This is a genomic window from Rhizobium beringeri, assembly GCF_004306515.1.
Classification (GTDB): domain Bacteria; phylum Pseudomonadota; class Alphaproteobacteria; order Rhizobiales; family Rhizobiaceae; genus Rhizobium; species Rhizobium beringeri.
In genome coordinates this window covers 1-14180 of the sequence record NZ_SILG01000007.1, presented here as the reverse complement: position 1 = coordinate 14180, position 14180 = coordinate 1, and the positions used below count along the sequence as shown (strand labels likewise).

The following is a 14180-nucleotide window of genomic DNA, read 5'->3' as shown; positions in this document are numbered from 1 at the left end:
AAGGTCACATTCCAAACACGGCTCGCCCTGTAAGCTTCCCAGAGACCTCATCAGCGAGCAAAGCAAATGAAACATAAAATAAAATAACCGCAGGAGAAAACAGCATCAAAACGCAGACCATTGCCAGTTCTCCCCCTATCGCAAACTCGAAAGTCAATGTTGCTGCGATAGCCATGAGGGGAATCCAAGCCAACACCGACAGAAAAAGCCCGATAATTAACGCAGAAACTCCATATATTTGCTCTTTTTTCATCAATAATTTGACTAAACTTAGGAGATACCGCCGCATCAATTCGCCTTATTGTCCGAGTCATCACCGAGAAGCGAAATCAATCAAGCTTTGGTCGGCTCCTAGCATACTTGCCGAAATGTTTCTCTTCGAAAGGTCTACTTTAGGCAATAGATTCAACTTTTGCGATGATCAAGTTCGCCCAGAAAGTCATCCACGCTTTCTCGTCGTGATATTCGGCGGCATCATTGGTTATGCGGACCTAGCCGATCCGCGCGGGTCTAGCCAATATCCGGCACTCATGGGATCGCGCCGCTTCGCACGGAGCGCGGACATTGAATCAGAGGCCACAAAGAGCCATTGTGCAAGTCTTCGCAAGCTATCGAGAGATCGTTGCATGCTCCGAAAAGCGGCTCTAACTGACCTCCGGGCGCTCAAAGCTATCCGGGCGTTGGTCGTCGAAAACATGTTGAGCGACCCCACAAAGATTACCGATGCTGATTACGTTTGGTATGTAGCCAATCCGGGAGTCGCCGTTTGGGAAGAGGACGGCGAGGTAGTTGGCTTTTCTGCGGCCGACCCACGCAACGGAAACATTTGGGCGCTTTTTGTGGCTCCCCGATTTGAAAGAAATGGAATTGGCTCCATTCTGCTGGCCGAAGCCTGCGCCTGCCTCAAGTCTGCGGGCATCGGACGCGCGTGGCTCACCACCGATCCAAACACCCGAGCCGAGAAATTCTATCGAGCAGCTGGTTGGGAACACGTCGGCGAAAAGGACAGAGAGCTTCGTTTCGAACGATCACTCTGAGTCTTGCGCCATTCCCGGTGAACGGAAAAGGGGGTAGCAGTTGCAACTGAGTTTGGAGCTATTTGTCGAAACCCCAGAAAAATCGCTAGATTTCTATCAGCGAGTCCTGGGCTTTGAAGTCCAGGGTTCGGCAAGCGCCGAATACACGATGTTGAAAAACGACGACGCAGTGATCGCGATCAATTCGCGCAGCGTCCTTTCGAGCGATCATCCGTTTCGCCTTGTCGATCCTGATGGCTATTATATCAGGGTGACCAGCCGTCATTCGAGCTGACGAATGTCCAGGTGCGGCCGCACAGACAGGCTCGTGTCGATTCAAGAAACGATGCGCGGAATTCGCCGACGCCAATCGCCTTCGGTCTGTAGCCAATGCTTCTCGCGCGACCTATTCGTACCGAAGATCGATTGCGTCAGAGGGCGCTCTGATCCGATCTCCTTTCGTCTCAACTAATCCCATCATTACGGGGAAGCCAGAAGGTGATTTTCCGACGAAATGACTTGTGATTTTGACGAACTTCGCAGTTGCTGTGGCAATCAAGACTTCTGATTTGGCGTTATATCCGTTTCTTGCCCAGTCAACCTGAAAAACCTTCACCGGCACTGCGCCATAGAGGCTGTCGGAAGCGTTCGAGCAATGCCGGAAAATAGCTCCTATTCCATCGACGGTCTTCCGTAGTCCACGGTGCCGCAAATGCCACCTACCCAGCCCCTGTCGATCATAAGCTAAATCGCCAATAAAGATTCCGGTTTCGATTAATTCGTAATCGCCCATCGGTTGAACGCCATAGGTGCGTGCCGAGAATTTACCTCCAAATGTGCGCTCATAGGAACGGTTTACGAAATCACACGAAGGGTCTTCGCCTGGGAGACGGTCGAGCAAGCCGAAAGACCTGCGATGTTCTTGCGCGGCGCACGGCAATGCTACCGACAAAATCAATGGGAGAATTAGAGCAAAGAAGCTGAGGCGCACTGTGTCCGTAACCTATTTCCGATATGGCGTTTCCGATCCGTCGGGAGAAACGTCGTTCCAAATGCTATCATCCAACAAACGGGTGAGGATAGCGTCGGCAACGGAAGCCGCGCCCCGGTCAGCATAGCTAAACCAGTTATCGCTGCCCCCGGTTGAACGCGAGTGATCCCCGAGCCGCTTTCTGTAGATTGGGTGTCTATGGTGAGCCGTGGCATTTTTTGCCGGTATATGTCCGAGCGGACCGTCGATACCTGAAAGCGAACATTTTGCTATCTCAATCGTCAATGCTCCTCCGTGTCGATCAAACTGAAATGTGACCAGATCGACCACCTCATCACCAATTCTGCGGAGATGAGGAAACGACCCGCTGAATCCCTGATTTCTCAATTTTGAAAGGACATTCGACTTGATAGCCGCGTTGATTTCCTGGCGAGAGGCCATTTCGACACCTTTCAAGCTGATAGGTAACGCAGCCCCTACCGAAAAAGCACTATAAGAGCACATCAATAATTTCAGGCGACAGTTGCGATTCACTGACCCAGGCAATCGCCGTTCTTAGCAGTGCTTACCGTAGGTGGGCAATCCTGGCTATAATTGGCACTGCTGAGCCCTTAAGAGCGTTCATCGCAATGTCGCTCGGGATCGAATGCTGCCTCGATGCTTCCATCGTCGGTAATTCGTCTTTTTCGTGAAACGCCCTATGGTCGCTGAACGAATTTTACGGCGGCCATCATGCCAAAGGAACTATCGGCATTTCTCTTTCGGAGTTTAAAGGTCGTGGCGTTTGCCGCCAGCTGCATATTGTCGGAGGACGCCGCTACGACGGGGCGGTAGCTTCGCGCCATTGGCGGTCATAGGTACTACGGCCGCTTTAGCGGTGGTCGAATATACCGTTGGCGAACCACCTCACCCTCTCTCCAGACTTCCAATGGAATGAAGCCGCGTCCCTCATAGAGTCGCTTTGTTGCTTCCGCTCCTGGACTACCTGCGACAAAGGTATCGACATGAACGGTGGAGTCAGATGGGATGCTGGAAAGGGCAGCCTCGACAAGCATCTTACCGACGCCAAGCCTGCGAAACTCCGAAGAGACCGCAAGCCAGCGGATCGCATGTTTCAAGTCGCTGCCACCTATCAGAACCCCTCCTATGAATCCTGCGCTCCCTATGTCAGTTCTTGCGCTGAAGGCCCGCTGCTCGGCGATCTTCCGGACGAGAACAGCATCAAAATCCGGCATAGGGCCAAACAACGGGACAACGTCTTCAGCCAGCCGCAGCCAGGGTGCTATATCATCATGCTGTGCTAGGCTGATCTGAACCATCATTCTCCACCTCCCACTTGTGTTTGAGCGGATTCGGCCTGCTCAAGGGCGTCACTGGGCCGCTATCACGTTGCGCAGAATGGAATTCAGATGTTCGGGTTGCTCTAGCGGCACGTAATGCCCGCACTCCGGGATGACATACAGCCTCCCTCGCCGCGCAGAGTTCGCTTGAGCTGCGCTCACTTTAGGGCCAGGGGCTGTATCTTCCGCGCCGGTAATCACGGCAACTTGTCCGGAAAACATTGAAAGGATTTCATCGCGGGACGGACGGCTATGAAATGCGGTAACTCCTCTCGCCACATCGCCAGGAGGCTGGCGGAGGAAGGTCAGCCTCGCCGCATCTACCACCGCGCCAGCAGCAGCCTTTGAAAACAACGGTGCCCAAAATACGTCCCAAGCGTTTTCCAGCCCTTCCTTTTGCATCGTTTCCAGGGCGGACATATGAAGGATCGGATCAGGTCGATGCCTCGCCTTCGTCCCGATGAGAACGAGCGCAGCAACCCTGTGGGAGGCAATCGCGGCCACCTCCAACGCACAAGAGCCACCGACCGAGCAGCCAACGACGACAATGCGTTCCTCGTTGACTTGGTTTAAAGCCGAGGCGGCCCACTCCTCAACACCGTCGCCCAAGGAATAGAGCGTCGGTGCATAAGTGGACCCAGGCAATAAATTGATCTGACGATCCCACATCGAACCATCAAGCGGAAGCGCATGCAAGAGAAGCAATCCAAGCCTTCCACCAGAATCCACGTACAACCTCGTACTCGTTAAAATCTCGAATTAAAGCTAGGTTTTTCGTTCTATCGGCCCATTACTCTATGACCGCCTATAATCTGGCAGGGCCGCGAGCGCGTTGCGTATGATCTCCCCCATTCTCGCATGGTTCACGCCGTGATCGACCCGCGCCGACTTATGCACGACGACGAGATCGAGCGCGGGCAAGACGATGATGTACTGCCCTCCGAATCCGCTCGCGTAAAACATGGGCACATCGGTGCTGATGCTGTCGCCAGGAGCGTTTGCGGCGGCAGTCACCCAGAGATAGCCGTATCCCTTTCCTTCCCCGATTTCCGAATGGGGTTGAGTGCTTTCTTGAACCCACATCTTGGGCACGAGTTGCGTTTCGCCCCATCGCCCGCCTCGGAGATAGAGTAGTCCGACACGAGCAAGGTCGCGGGTCGACATGCGGATTTTGTAGACAGGGTGCCGAGATTCCGGGCCGTGGTGAAAATGGCCGTCGTCCTTCATAAAATCCTGCATCGAAAGAGGTACCGCGACGCGTGACGCGAACGCCTCGAATACCGTCTGCCCCGTTTGACGCTCCAGAATGGTTCCAAGGACATTGAAATCCCAGTTATTGTAAAACCAATGGGTTCCCGGCTGTTGGCTTCCTCTCGGCGGGCGGCCTTTGTCGGTATCGTATACTGAGGGCAGATAAACACGTGATTTGGCCTTCAAGAGGTCCAGCACCGTCGCGGTCTTCTCAATTGCAGTCAGAGGCGTAACGTCATCGATCTCCAAATCTGCCAACGTATCGTTCGGATTTATCCTGCCTTCTGCAATGTAAATTCCGTACAGGATGTTGATCAGGCTCTTCCGCACGGATGCCACGCTGGATTTGCAGGCAACGTCACCCCATTGGAAGACGATGCGGCCCGCGTCGATGATCATAAGCCCTGTCGAGCGGCCGTCCGCCAAATTTTGGGCAAGGCTGGCAAGATGCGATGTTGACCAGCCAGCGTCTTCCGGCATCGGCTCGTCCCATTCGGCACCAGGAACGATCCTGTCGTTCTCAGTGAAAGATAGTTCGTTGCCGGTCATGACTTCTCCCTAAGCGACATCGCGCCCACGCGTTGGTTGATTTATTTAACGGATATATATGACGCAGCCCAGAGCGCACGCTCTGGGTAATCTGCCGAAGCACGTATAAGTGGGGCTTTGCTAGTAACCGCGCGGCAGAGGGTCACTTGAATTTGCGCCGAAGTCTCCGCAATAAGCTTTTCGCGCATTCAGTTCTGGGATGTATTCGCCTGCTGAATTGTCATGGCACTTTGAGATCATCTCATTGGCCGCTAATCCCGACCAAATGAACAATACCGCAATGGCGACCAATGCCAATACTGTCATGCCGCCAATGATTCTGAAAGTCCGCATGCCGCATCTCCGAGATGCAAAAGCCATATGATTTTGCACCGTGCGCCGCAAGGCCAACCTATCTGCGTCTAACTGGGAATGCTGCTCGCCGCGCTTTCGATTGAAAACAGGATGCTCTCTTTGCGCCCTCACATCTGAAGACGGAGCGGGTGGATTTGACCCTTGACGCGTCTGCGAACATCGCAGGCTAAAATAAGGTCTCGCCTCGCTGATCCCCATGAGGAACTCCACCGAGCCGTACGACAACAACATCCGATAGCTACATCACGCAATGAGCAATAATGGACCGGTCTACGTCGATGTATCGAACATTTGCTACGGAATGAACGCCAGCAGATAGATTATCCGCCAGCCCATAAGACCTGCGCAAAGCCCGACAATGGCGCCGACAGGCACGAACATGAGCACGCCGACTATCCCAGCTAGTTGATAGCCCAACCAGCCGCCAATGATCAGCCCCATGGTGCTCAGCAAGGTCGTTATCGTCTTCTGCAGTCTGTTCATGCCTTATGCCTAAAATTGTGTTGAGCCAGAATTCGAATGGAGGAGGTGATCATATTGGCGGCAGAGCGCGGTGGTACGGCAACAAGGGAAACATTTATGAAATTGGACTACCAACACTGTAAACTTGAGAAATTCGATAAGTCGGGAAAGAAGCATGTCGGTGAATACGATCCGGTGACGGGGGCGCAAACAAAACCTCCGAAGCCTGGACCAACAACACCAAAAGGATGACCTTATGCAGGTTTCGCTTGTTCTGGAGTTGTATGAGAAGAATGGCCAAGTTCTGAAGAATACACTTGATGTAGAATTCAGCGATCTGGAATTTTTTCGACGAGTATTATCTGTTCCAGATCATGATCCATTAATGCATGGATCGTACAAGATAGATAAAATTAGTAATAGTAAGATTTTCGATAAGTATGGATTTATGTTGGATGTCGACAGATACGATTGCTATGCGGGATATAGGCAGATTTCGTAGTGCGTGAAGCGGATTGGTGAACTGGACAGATCACCGAAGTGAGGAAGTTGGATTTTTAAATTGCGCTGCTATGACTGGTTCGTCCAGCATCGCGTAACACTGGGCGTCGCCCGTGGGACAAGATCACCGTCGGTAGGTAAGAACAATGCGGGATACCCTTCGATTGCTAATGATGTCAGTCAATCTTTCAGGATACGGCGCATCAAATGGCTTCCTGGGTTTTTTGAAACCTAGATACGGGAATGGCCATGTTCAATGGCGGCAACGGACCGAAAGCAGGTGATGCCCTCAGCACCTTCGGGCCAACGCCAGAATTGACACTGTCTTGCGGCTGCCCGGTCCACAATTCGCAAGAACCTCCGATGTCTTTCCTCAATCCTGTCTTTCTTTAAAAACAGCTCAGGCTTCGGAGAGTGATTTATCGGCGGCTCCAATTGACCTGTGTAATTTTATTGAAAATCCTACTGCAATCATAACTTGTCCCGTTTCTTGTAGTCGACGTGATTGTTCCGTCACTGGAGACACGAATGCCACGCGTTTTGCCGAACAGAATTTGGTCGAGGAAGTCGTTCCGAATCCCGCTGCTGGTCATACCGTTCTCTTGCACGGCGTCCCATGGATTCGGCAGTGACGTTAGTGGCAAGGCTATGTACCCATCGTGTGGCGGAATATTCGACCTGTGCGGATATTCCGACAGACAGAGTGGCAAAGACCTGATCCCGAAGTCGTTCGAGCGGACTATGCTGTTCTCGGAGGGCCTTGCCGCCGTGCGCATGAACGGGCTCTTCGGCTATGTCAATACGGCAGGCAAGGTTGTGATCGAGCCGCGCTTCGATCTCGCCGGACCCTTTCATGAGGGATTCGCCGAAATCCTTGTCGGTCAGCATACGGGCGTCGTCTCAGAAACTGGGAAGGTAGTGCTGGACCCGCAATTCGGTCGTTCGACACCAATCATGGCCGATGTTCTCATCGTGCGGAAGGGTCAGTTTCGCCCAAAGCGACCGCCTGAAATGGAAGAGTTGGAGCCGTTCGACCTTTTGTACGTCGATTATGGTCCAATGGGTCTCTACAGCCTGAGCAAGGGTTGGCTAACCGCATACACTTACGAATTCAAACCTTTCGAACGTGGCCGTCCAAATTACGTTTGGGCCCGCGATGTAAGTGCGAAGCAGCCGCGATTTGGCCTGATGAACAATGAGGGCAAGTGGAAGGTCGAACCAGCGTTCGACGCGGTTCAATCACTTCACGACGGTCGTGCTGTTGTTTCGGTCAAGGTTGAAGACGCTGAACCGCGACGTGGACTTTGGGGTGCCGTCGATCCGGAGGGAAATCTGGTAATTCCCCTCGCCTACGACTGGCTTTCTTATTGGGATCAGGGCTACTCCGTCGTGCGCCTGAATGGCAAAGAAGGATTTCTGGATACCGGCGGCCGTCTCCTTGGGGGCAGGTTCTTCCAAAAAGTAGAACGTGATCTTCAAGGGAAACCGTTGAAGGTGCTAATTGATGGCAGCTGGTTCGGCATCAGCGCCGACGGCAACCTCAGTGATGCTCCCGAGGAGAAGCCATTCCCGTTGAGGATGGGGGAACCGATCATTCCTTCCAAGAGCACCCAGTGCAAAAGCGGCGTGTCGATTGTGTCGAAGGAAGGTCTTTGGGGATTGCAAGGGCCTGATGGGCGCATTCTTGTCGAACCGAAGTTTGAAGCAATTTCTTGCTTCCGTCGAGGAATCGCCTGGGTTCCTGACATTGCCAAAAATGCCTGGTGCCCAATCGGCCCAGATGGGAAGGCGCGGAATAAGCCAGATTGTCTCCCGATCTATTCCGAAGTCGAGGTATCGCATCATTATCAGGAGAAGCTCGATCCCGATCCGTTCAGAAGCAGCGTCCTTTGGATGCAGGCATTCTTGAAGCACGGTTCAGACCCTTCGCATCCAGCGCCACGGCTGATCGGAGACGGGATACAGGGTCACGGATCGATTTCGGTGACATGCAGAGAGATCATCCAGTGCGATTGAACCCATGTAACGGCTCGCGATCTGCGAATGGCCTAAATTTCCCAATCTGACGTATATCGCCTCGCGGTTCAAAAACCGTTGCCTATGAGAGCTCGAGGCGATAGCAATTACCTGATATTACGGGGATGTGCATGCCAATCCACTTTTATTTGCGGACAACCTACTGCTTAATTGCTGCAGTCTTTTTTCTATCCATGATTGCTGCAATTCCGGCGAACGCAGGACAGAAGCCACTCGAAGATCGGCCGATGGATTTTGCTCTGGTTCATGATGGAAACTGCAAGGAAACTTGTATCCGATGGATATCTGCCGAAGGCGCGATAACTTCCAACACGCCGAAACAATTTAAGACCCTTCTCAGGAGCCTCAAGGGCCGAAAATTTCCTGTTGTGTTTCAGTCTTACGGCGGCGACGTGGACGCCGCGCTTTCAATTGGGCGTATGATCCGAGCGGCCGGTCTCGAAACTGCAATCGGCAGGACCCGGCTAAACGACTGCCCTATGCTTGAGCCACGCTGTGCACAAAAGATCGTCAGGAATGGCTGGTCCGTAGGCGAAGTTCACGCGGGAGGGGCCTACTGTTTCTCAGCTTGCCCGCTTGCCCTGGCTGGCGGCAAGGTCCGCGCTGCGGGTATTACTTCCGATATCGGCCTTCATCAGATAACGAACGGCCGCAAAAACTCCGGTTATGGGACGGCAGGGCGAAGAAACCTGGACGCAATTTCGACGAGGTCTGATCCCGTGTTGAAGCGGATGCTTTCTATTTATCTCGACGAAATGGGAGTCAGCCGAGACGATGTTTTCGCTATGATGGGACTGGCGACACCTGAGGGCCTTTATCGCGTCCAAAACGCTGAAGCACTGAGATCAGGCGTAATTACGAAAGTCTTCTCGGATACCGAGGAACCAGGCTATGTAAGTCATGTAGCCGATCCCCAGGCATCCGAAGACGTCGTGGAGTGAGTATCCGCTGGTTCAAGTGCGATGTTGACATACAGGATTTCTGATGCCCCCAAACAAGCAGAAGATAGCATACGCACTCTTCACGGTCCTCTCCTTTGGCTTGGTCGGCGTCGGGATCGTGTTGCCGTCGTGGATCGCGTTTCAGGTCGGCGGGTCAAAGCTCGTCGGTTTGATTCTGCTTGCGTCCAGTCTTGCGGGAGTTCTTCTCGCACCAGCAGCAGGTCACCTTGTTGATAAACATGACCGAAAAGCAATGTCAGCCATAGGCCAGGCGACGCGAGCTATTGCGATGCTTCTGGTGGGATTTGCCGAAGGGTCATCCGCCCTTTGGGGTGCGATACTGCTGATCGTCTCCAGCATTGCAGGAGCGTTTGGCTTCGCCGTCCTATCTGGTTCCCTGGGCGGCCTTCTTCAGCGCATTATACCAGCGGAGGAGCGAGCGGGATTCGCCCTAAGAATGTCGGTAGCCAAACAGATTGGAATCGCGTGTGGCACGGGGGCGGCTGGGATCGCGCTCTATTATCTAGGAAGTAGCGCAGCAGCGTATCTGTTTGGTGCGATCAGCTTCATCTGCATAGGTCTCTTGCGTGTGCTACCTACATCTCAATACCATTCACATGGAACAGCCACAGGAGGTTTTCTCGCATCGAACCTAGAGGCACTCCGTTATTTCCTGCGCCGCCCGGAATGCCTGGCCGCCGTCCTCTTCACAGGGCTATCTTACTCGATAGTACAAGTCACGAACCTTCTCTTACCAGGGTTCGTGACGAACAGCCTCCACGGCGACAGCTCACTCTTTGGAATGTTGGAAATGGTGGCCGCGTTGGCAGGCGCTGCATCCGCATTGCTGGTCTCAGGAAAGCGCATAGCTGAGCTTTTGCGGCGACGGATGATCCCCATCCTGGTGATGTCAGGCCTCTCCCTCGTTGCGTTCTCCTTCTCGCAGATATCCCTGATAGCTGTAATTACATACTGCGCTTCGGGAATGCTCTGGAGCGTCTGCAGGGCGCTCGCTAGTGCAAACTTCCTGATCGTCGTCGACAACGAGATGATCGGCAGGGCGCAAGGGTTTAGCACCCTCCTCACTAGCGCTTTTGGGGGGATAATCTATCTCGTGCCCATCATGCTTCCCGCAGTTGGGGAGGCTGATCTTTACCTCGGGTATGGCCTCGCAATCATCCTATGCGTGGTGCTGGTGAGCTTCCTGGCAAGGCCTCGAAGCATACCCATCAGAGAATAGGGATACCTTGTGGCACTTGCTCCATAATGCCGCCAATTCGAGAAGCCTGGCGGCTCCGCAAGCTGCATCACGGCATGATGCACTCCAACATGGCCTGGCTCGTCTGTGAGCCCACCGCTATTGAACATATGCCGAAACGACAAATCCTCGATCTTAGTGACTGGTAGATAGACCCCGGCATTCTTTGGCTCGGCTGTTCCGATGCAGTATGGCCGCTCACCAGCCAAGGCCTCTGCTTGCGCTGCAACGAAAAAGCCATCAAAGCCAATTAGAAAAAACAGTAAAATTGCGGCAATCAGATCGACAAGCACACGACCAAAAACTCTCATGAAAATCCGCATCGAAAGGATGAACTAACAAACGACCAAGTGCAATTAGCACCGGAACTTGAGCACCCACAACGCAGAGAACACGTCGCGCTTGTGGCAGGCACGCCGACGGATCACTGGTAGTCGGGAAACCTGAGCTTCTCATCGTCGGGTGTGTCGAGCCATTTCCGGTAGACCTCGTACGTCACCGCGCCCGAAGCGATCCCCTTGATCATTCTGCGGCAAACGTCTCGGGCCGCCTCGTCAGCCGACATCGATGTGTCGCGCTCGGTCTGTGCTTTGGTCTCGGCGTCCATTTTCGCCATCCCGTCCTTGGCGCAGCCGTCAATCAGACGACTGTGCGTCTCCGGCAGTTGACGGATGATCGAGGAATAATATCCGAACGTTTCCTCGTTCCAGCCGCTCTCGTCAGCCAATGCCACGCCAGCATGTCCAAGGAGTAAGCCAAGGATCGCCACTCGGCCAGCACGCCCACACAACAGCTCATGGAGGGCTGAATTGAACAGCTGAGAAAACCTATCAGATCGCTTAGACATACGCTTCGAACTCCGATTTCTATGCAAACGGGCACCGGGCCCAAGGCAACTCCCGGACATTCAACCCCGTTGTGAGCTTTCGAAATAGCGATTTACGATATCCTTGACTTCGCTTGAACTGTATCCTGGAATCCATCTGTGCGGTATCGCGACGGTCCTTTCAAGAGGCTGCCGCTTGCGCAACTGTCGGAGTATCTCCGGATCAGCATCCTTGCGCACGGTCAGATAGATCAGCTCCGCCCAGCGGGTCTGAGGAATATCAACGCGTTCGATGATTGACCAAGGGATGAGTTTTGGCAGTTTTTGACCTGTAATGCCGTCGGGACCGATCACCATTATTGGTTTCGTGAAGTCCACCTGCCGGGCCTTTACTACAACAAAGACGATGATGACGAGGAACAGGATCGCGAACATGCCCTCTCCGACACCACTGGTGGGTCTGCTCATTTCGATCTGACCAACGGCGATGAGTGACAGGTAGACGAAGAAGATTGCCATGACGCAGATGAAACCGATGAGTGCCCTGATGCTTGGTCGCAATACCAGGACGGGCTGCGTAGCGCTCTGGTCGGGGTCGGCCGATAAGGAATTTGCCTCAGTCATTTGCTGATCAGCTCTTTCGTGTGTGGGGTGCCGCTCGACCGTGTGCAATAGTTGGATCGCATCCACCTGTGGCTCGCCGCTGCGGCCCAACGGCCATGCCGGAGGTCAAGTGCGGTAGATGTAAAAAAACCCAAGAGCCATGAGCACGATTGCGAAAAAGACAACTATGCGCTCCACCCAGCGCATAAACTTCGATTTCGATGAATTGCCCGTTAGCCACTCGCTCACGATGTCTCCGAGGAAGAAAAGCAAACTGTCCATCTTTTCCCTGTAACCAGCTCCCAATTAACATCGCGGCTCCTCCTCACAGAGTGCTGAAGCCCGTTTGCACCCACAGCAACTGCTTACCGTCCTTCGACCACGTCGCATCAACGGACATGCCATATGGTATCGATCTAAAAGCCCGACGAATGACTCCCTTAGTCGGAAATTTGGGGCCGTTCTTTCGGATCGAATACCCGCCGGTAACCCGCTGCGTGCCATCCGACTCTATATAAGGGCGAGCGCTACTGAAGTTCGGGGGCACGTCAAAGCCTTGCGCTTCGAACCAGTCGGTTGCGTAGGATAAATTCTCGTAGGAACCCAGCAGTCTGAACACACAGACCTCCGCTTCGTCCGTGTGTCAATCAGCACCGAACATTGGGTCTTCTCTATTCGGCGTAGTTGCGTCAAGCACTTTTGAAGCTTTCCATCTGCCGGCCTTTGATGTCCTTTAACGGGCCCTTGCTTCTCTTCGGGATAGGCTTCCTGGCCTTCCCATCATGGGATCAGAAGAACGAGGCGGTGCAATCTGACTCACGTCCTAACCGTCGTAACAACCGGTACAAGACCCAAAGCGCACTCACCTCATCCGTCGTCCCGCAAAGGACATCGTTCCGCCGGTCAGCGGAATTCCAAAGCTTTACTTGGTCGGTTGCGACGCCGGATCAGACGGGTATTACTTCATTTTCCCTTGTCCACCGGAATTCAGAGCTGTCACTCCACATGCGATGCATGATCACCGCCAATCGCCTTGCCAGCGCTACGATCGCCTTCGATCGACCGCGCCTCCGGGCAATATTCATTGCCCAGGCCTCTAGCCATGACCATTTCTTCACACGGCTCAGCATGACCTGCGCCGCTTCATAGAGAAGGGCACGCATCATGTCATCGCCGCATAAAGAAACGCGTCCGACACGATGACTCTCCCCTGACTGATTGAGCACCGGGGTCAACCCGAGTGCTGGCCCGACTGCACGGGAGTTTTTAAAGCGAGCTGGGACGTCGATGGTACTGACGAAGGCAAGCGAGGTGACGGGGCCAACTCCGGGGATTGTCATAAGGCTGTTGATTTCCACTGAGAGCTGACCCGGCGCAGCCAGATATTTCCATTGAGAATTGACCCATGTTTCAACCGTCCCTCGCATGCTTTCAGCGGGGGCTCTGGAGTGATCGACATGGCATTACTGAGCGTAATCCGACGCTGGCATTTTCGAGAGCATCTATCGATCCGGGAGATTTGCCGCAGGACCGGCCTGTCCCGGAATACCATCCGCAAATACCTGCGTGCCGGCGGCGTGGAGCCGAAGTTCAACGTTCCGGAGCGACCGAGCAAGCTTGACCAGTTTGCGGATCGATTGTCAGCTTGGTTGAAGACGGAATCCAAGAAGGGCCGCAAACAGAAGCGGACGATGAAACAATTACATGCTGACCTGGTCAGCCTCGGCTACGAGGGCTCCTACAATCGCGTGGCGGCATTTGCTCGGGAATGGCGTGATGATCGGCAGAGGGAATTGCAGACGACAGGCCGCGGCACGTTTGTGCCCTTGGCGTTCGAGCCTGGTGAAGCCTTCCAGTTCGACTGGTCGGAAGACTGGGCGATCATCGGCAATGAACGCACCAAGCTGCAGGTGGCGCATACGAAGCTGAGCTACTCCAGGGCTTTCATCGTCCGAGCCTATCTCCTGCAGACGCATGAGATGCTGTTCGATGCCCATAATCACGCGTTCCGCGTCTTCGGCGGCATTCCTGGCCGCGGCATCTACGACAAT

Annotated in this window: 17 protein-coding genes and 1 pseudogene; 7 read left to right on the top strand and 11 right to left on the bottom strand. The window is 53.8% G+C overall.

Annotated features, from left to right (window positions below):
- Positions 1-4 precede the first annotated feature (4 nt).
- A complete protein-coding gene (locus ELH03_RS36115; RefSeq protein WP_130767688.1) occupies positions 5-289 on the bottom strand; it encodes a hypothetical protein in 285 nt (94 codons plus the stop codon).
- A gap of 79 nt (positions 290-368) precedes the next feature.
- Between ELH03_RS36115 and ELH03_RS38420 the strand changes: the two genes are divergently transcribed.
- Both ELH03_RS38420 and ELH03_RS36105 read left to right on the top strand, forming a co-directional pair.
- Positions 369-1037 (top strand): GNAT family N-acetyltransferase, encoded by a 669-nt coding sequence (locus tag ELH03_RS38420; protein WP_245485524.1) that lies wholly within the window; start codon positions 369-371, stop codon positions 1035-1037.
- A gap of 40 nt (positions 1038-1077) precedes the next feature.
- Entirely contained in the window at positions 1078-1311 is a 234-nt protein-coding gene (locus ELH03_RS36105; RefSeq protein ID WP_130660709.1) for a VOC family protein, read from the top strand.
- Positions 1312-1422: 111 nt separating this feature from the next.
- Here the strand turns inward: ELH03_RS36105 and ELH03_RS36100 are convergent, their stop codons facing one another.
- From ELH03_RS36100 to ELH03_RS36070, 7 genes are all read right to left on the bottom strand, one after another.
- Positions 1423-2007: a hypothetical protein gene (locus ELH03_RS36100; protein WP_130767689.1), complete on the bottom strand. Its 585-nt coding sequence runs from the start codon at positions 2005-2007 to the stop codon at positions 1423-1425.
- 12 nt (positions 2008-2019) lie between these two features.
- Positions 2020-2448 carry a DUF4304 domain-containing protein gene (locus ELH03_RS38740; protein WP_165420574.1) on the bottom strand — a complete coding sequence of 143 codons (429 nt, stop codon included), beginning with the start codon at positions 2446-2448 and terminating at the stop codon, positions 2020-2022.
- Positions 2449-2867: 419 nt separating this feature from the next.
- The gene (locus ELH03_RS36090; RefSeq protein ID WP_130660712.1) at positions 2868-3329 is read right to left on the bottom strand and encodes a GNAT family N-acetyltransferase; all 462 of its coding nucleotides are present in this window, start codon (positions 3327-3329) and stop codon (positions 2868-2870) included.
- 48 nt (positions 3330-3377) lie between these two features.
- Complete coding sequence (locus tag ELH03_RS36085; RefSeq protein ID WP_245485525.1) at positions 3378-4076, bottom strand: alpha/beta fold hydrolase; 699 nt, start codon at positions 4074-4076, stop codon at positions 3378-3380.
- A gap of 66 nt (positions 4077-4142) precedes the next feature.
- Positions 4143-5147: a serine hydrolase domain-containing protein gene (locus tag ELH03_RS36080; RefSeq protein ID WP_130807012.1), complete on the bottom strand. Its 1005-nt coding sequence runs from the start codon at positions 5145-5147 to the stop codon at positions 4143-4145.
- 120 nt (positions 5148-5267) lie between these two features.
- Positions 5268-5480: a hypothetical protein gene (locus ELH03_RS36075; protein ID WP_130660715.1), complete on the bottom strand. Its 213-nt coding sequence runs from the start codon at positions 5478-5480 to the stop codon at positions 5268-5270.
- Positions 5481-5795: 315 nt separating this feature from the next.
- Entirely contained in the window at positions 5796-5984 is a 189-nt protein-coding gene (locus ELH03_RS36070; protein WP_130660716.1) for a hypothetical protein, read from the bottom strand.
- 36 nt (positions 5985-6020) lie between these two features.
- Between ELH03_RS36070 and ELH03_RS36065 the strand changes: the two genes are divergently transcribed.
- From ELH03_RS36065 to ELH03_RS36045, 4 genes are all read left to right on the top strand, one after another.
- The gene (locus ELH03_RS36065) at positions 6021-6215 is read left to right on the top strand and encodes a colicin E3/pyocin S6 family cytotoxin (protein ID WP_197727844.1); all 195 of its coding nucleotides are present in this window, start codon (positions 6021-6023) and stop codon (positions 6213-6215) included.
- A 777-nt stretch (positions 6216-6992) separates the two neighbouring features.
- Positions 6993-8480 carry a WG repeat-containing protein gene (locus tag ELH03_RS36055; RefSeq protein WP_130767690.1) on the top strand — a complete coding sequence of 496 codons (1488 nt, stop codon included), beginning with the start codon at positions 6993-6995 and terminating at the stop codon, positions 8478-8480.
- A gap of 131 nt (positions 8481-8611) precedes the next feature.
- Complete coding sequence (locus tag ELH03_RS36050; RefSeq protein WP_130660719.1) at positions 8612-9442, top strand: COG3904 family protein; 831 nt, start codon at positions 8612-8614, stop codon at positions 9440-9442.
- Between the two features lie 43 nt (positions 9443-9485).
- The gene (locus tag ELH03_RS36045; RefSeq protein ID WP_130807011.1) at positions 9486-10682 is read left to right on the top strand and encodes an MFS transporter; all 1197 of its coding nucleotides are present in this window, start codon (positions 9486-9488) and stop codon (positions 10680-10682) included.
- A gap of 442 nt (positions 10683-11124) precedes the next feature.
- Here ELH03_RS36045 and ELH03_RS36040 read toward each other — a convergent pair whose 3' ends face one another.
- From ELH03_RS36040 to ELH03_RS36025, 3 genes and pseudogenes are all read right to left on the bottom strand, one after another.
- Complete coding sequence (locus ELH03_RS36040; RefSeq protein ID WP_130767692.1) at positions 11125-11433, bottom strand: hypothetical protein; 309 nt, start codon at positions 11431-11433, stop codon at positions 11125-11127.
- A gap of 174 nt (positions 11434-11607) precedes the next feature.
- A complete protein-coding gene (locus ELH03_RS36035; protein ID WP_245504953.1) occupies positions 11608-12216 on the bottom strand; it encodes a hypothetical protein in 609 nt (202 codons plus the stop codon).
- Between the two features lie 860 nt (positions 12217-13076).
- Positions 13077-13472: pseudogene (locus tag ELH03_RS36025) on the bottom strand (transposase); the annotation flags it as partial.
- Between the two features lie 114 nt (positions 13473-13586).
- On the opposite strand from ELH03_RS36025, the gene istA reads away from it, so the two are divergent.
- A partial coding sequence (gene istA / locus ELH03_RS36020; protein WP_130767648.1) for an IS21 family transposase occupies positions 13587-14180 on the top strand: 594 nt, incomplete at its 3' end.

Bases quoted from the DNA above. Each gene is read 5' to 3' on its own strand.
- ELH03_RS36115 (WP_130767688.1), bottom strand. From the start codon at position 289: ATGCGGCGGTATCTCCTAAGTTTAGTCAAATTATTGATGAAAAAAGAG.
- ELH03_RS38420 (WP_245485524.1), top strand. From the start codon at position 369: ATGTTTCTCTTCGAAAGGTCTACTTTAGGCAATAGATTCAACTTTTGC.
- ELH03_RS38740 (WP_165420574.1), bottom strand. From the start codon at position 2,448: ATGGCCTCTCGCCAGGAAATCAACGCGGCTATCAAGTCGAATGTCCTT.
- ELH03_RS36090 (WP_130660712.1), bottom strand. From the start codon at position 3,329: ATGATGGTTCAGATCAGCCTAGCACAGCATGATGATATAGCACCCTGG.
- ELH03_RS36080 (WP_130807012.1), bottom strand. From the start codon at position 5,147: ATGACCGGCAACGAACTATCTTTCACTGAGAACGACAGGATCGTTCCT.
- ELH03_RS36075 (WP_130660715.1), bottom strand. From the start codon at position 5,480: ATGCGGACTTTCAGAATCATTGGCGGCATGACAGTATTGGCATTGGTC.
- ELH03_RS36070 (WP_130660716.1), bottom strand. From the start codon at position 5,984: ATGAACAGACTGCAGAAGACGATAACGACCTTGCTGAGCACCATGGGG.
- ELH03_RS36065 (WP_197727844.1), top strand. From the start codon at position 6,021: ATGGAGGAGGTGATCATATTGGCGGCAGAGCGCGGTGGTACGGCAACA.
- ELH03_RS36055 (WP_130767690.1), top strand. From the start codon at position 6,993: ATGCCACGCGTTTTGCCGAACAGAATTTGGTCGAGGAAGTCGTTCCGA.
- ELH03_RS36050 (WP_130660719.1), top strand. From the start codon at position 8,612: ATGCCAATCCACTTTTATTTGCGGACAACCTACTGCTTAATTGCTGCA.
- ELH03_RS36045 (WP_130807011.1), top strand. From the start codon at position 9,486: ATGCCCCCAAACAAGCAGAAGATAGCATACGCACTCTTCACGGTCCTC.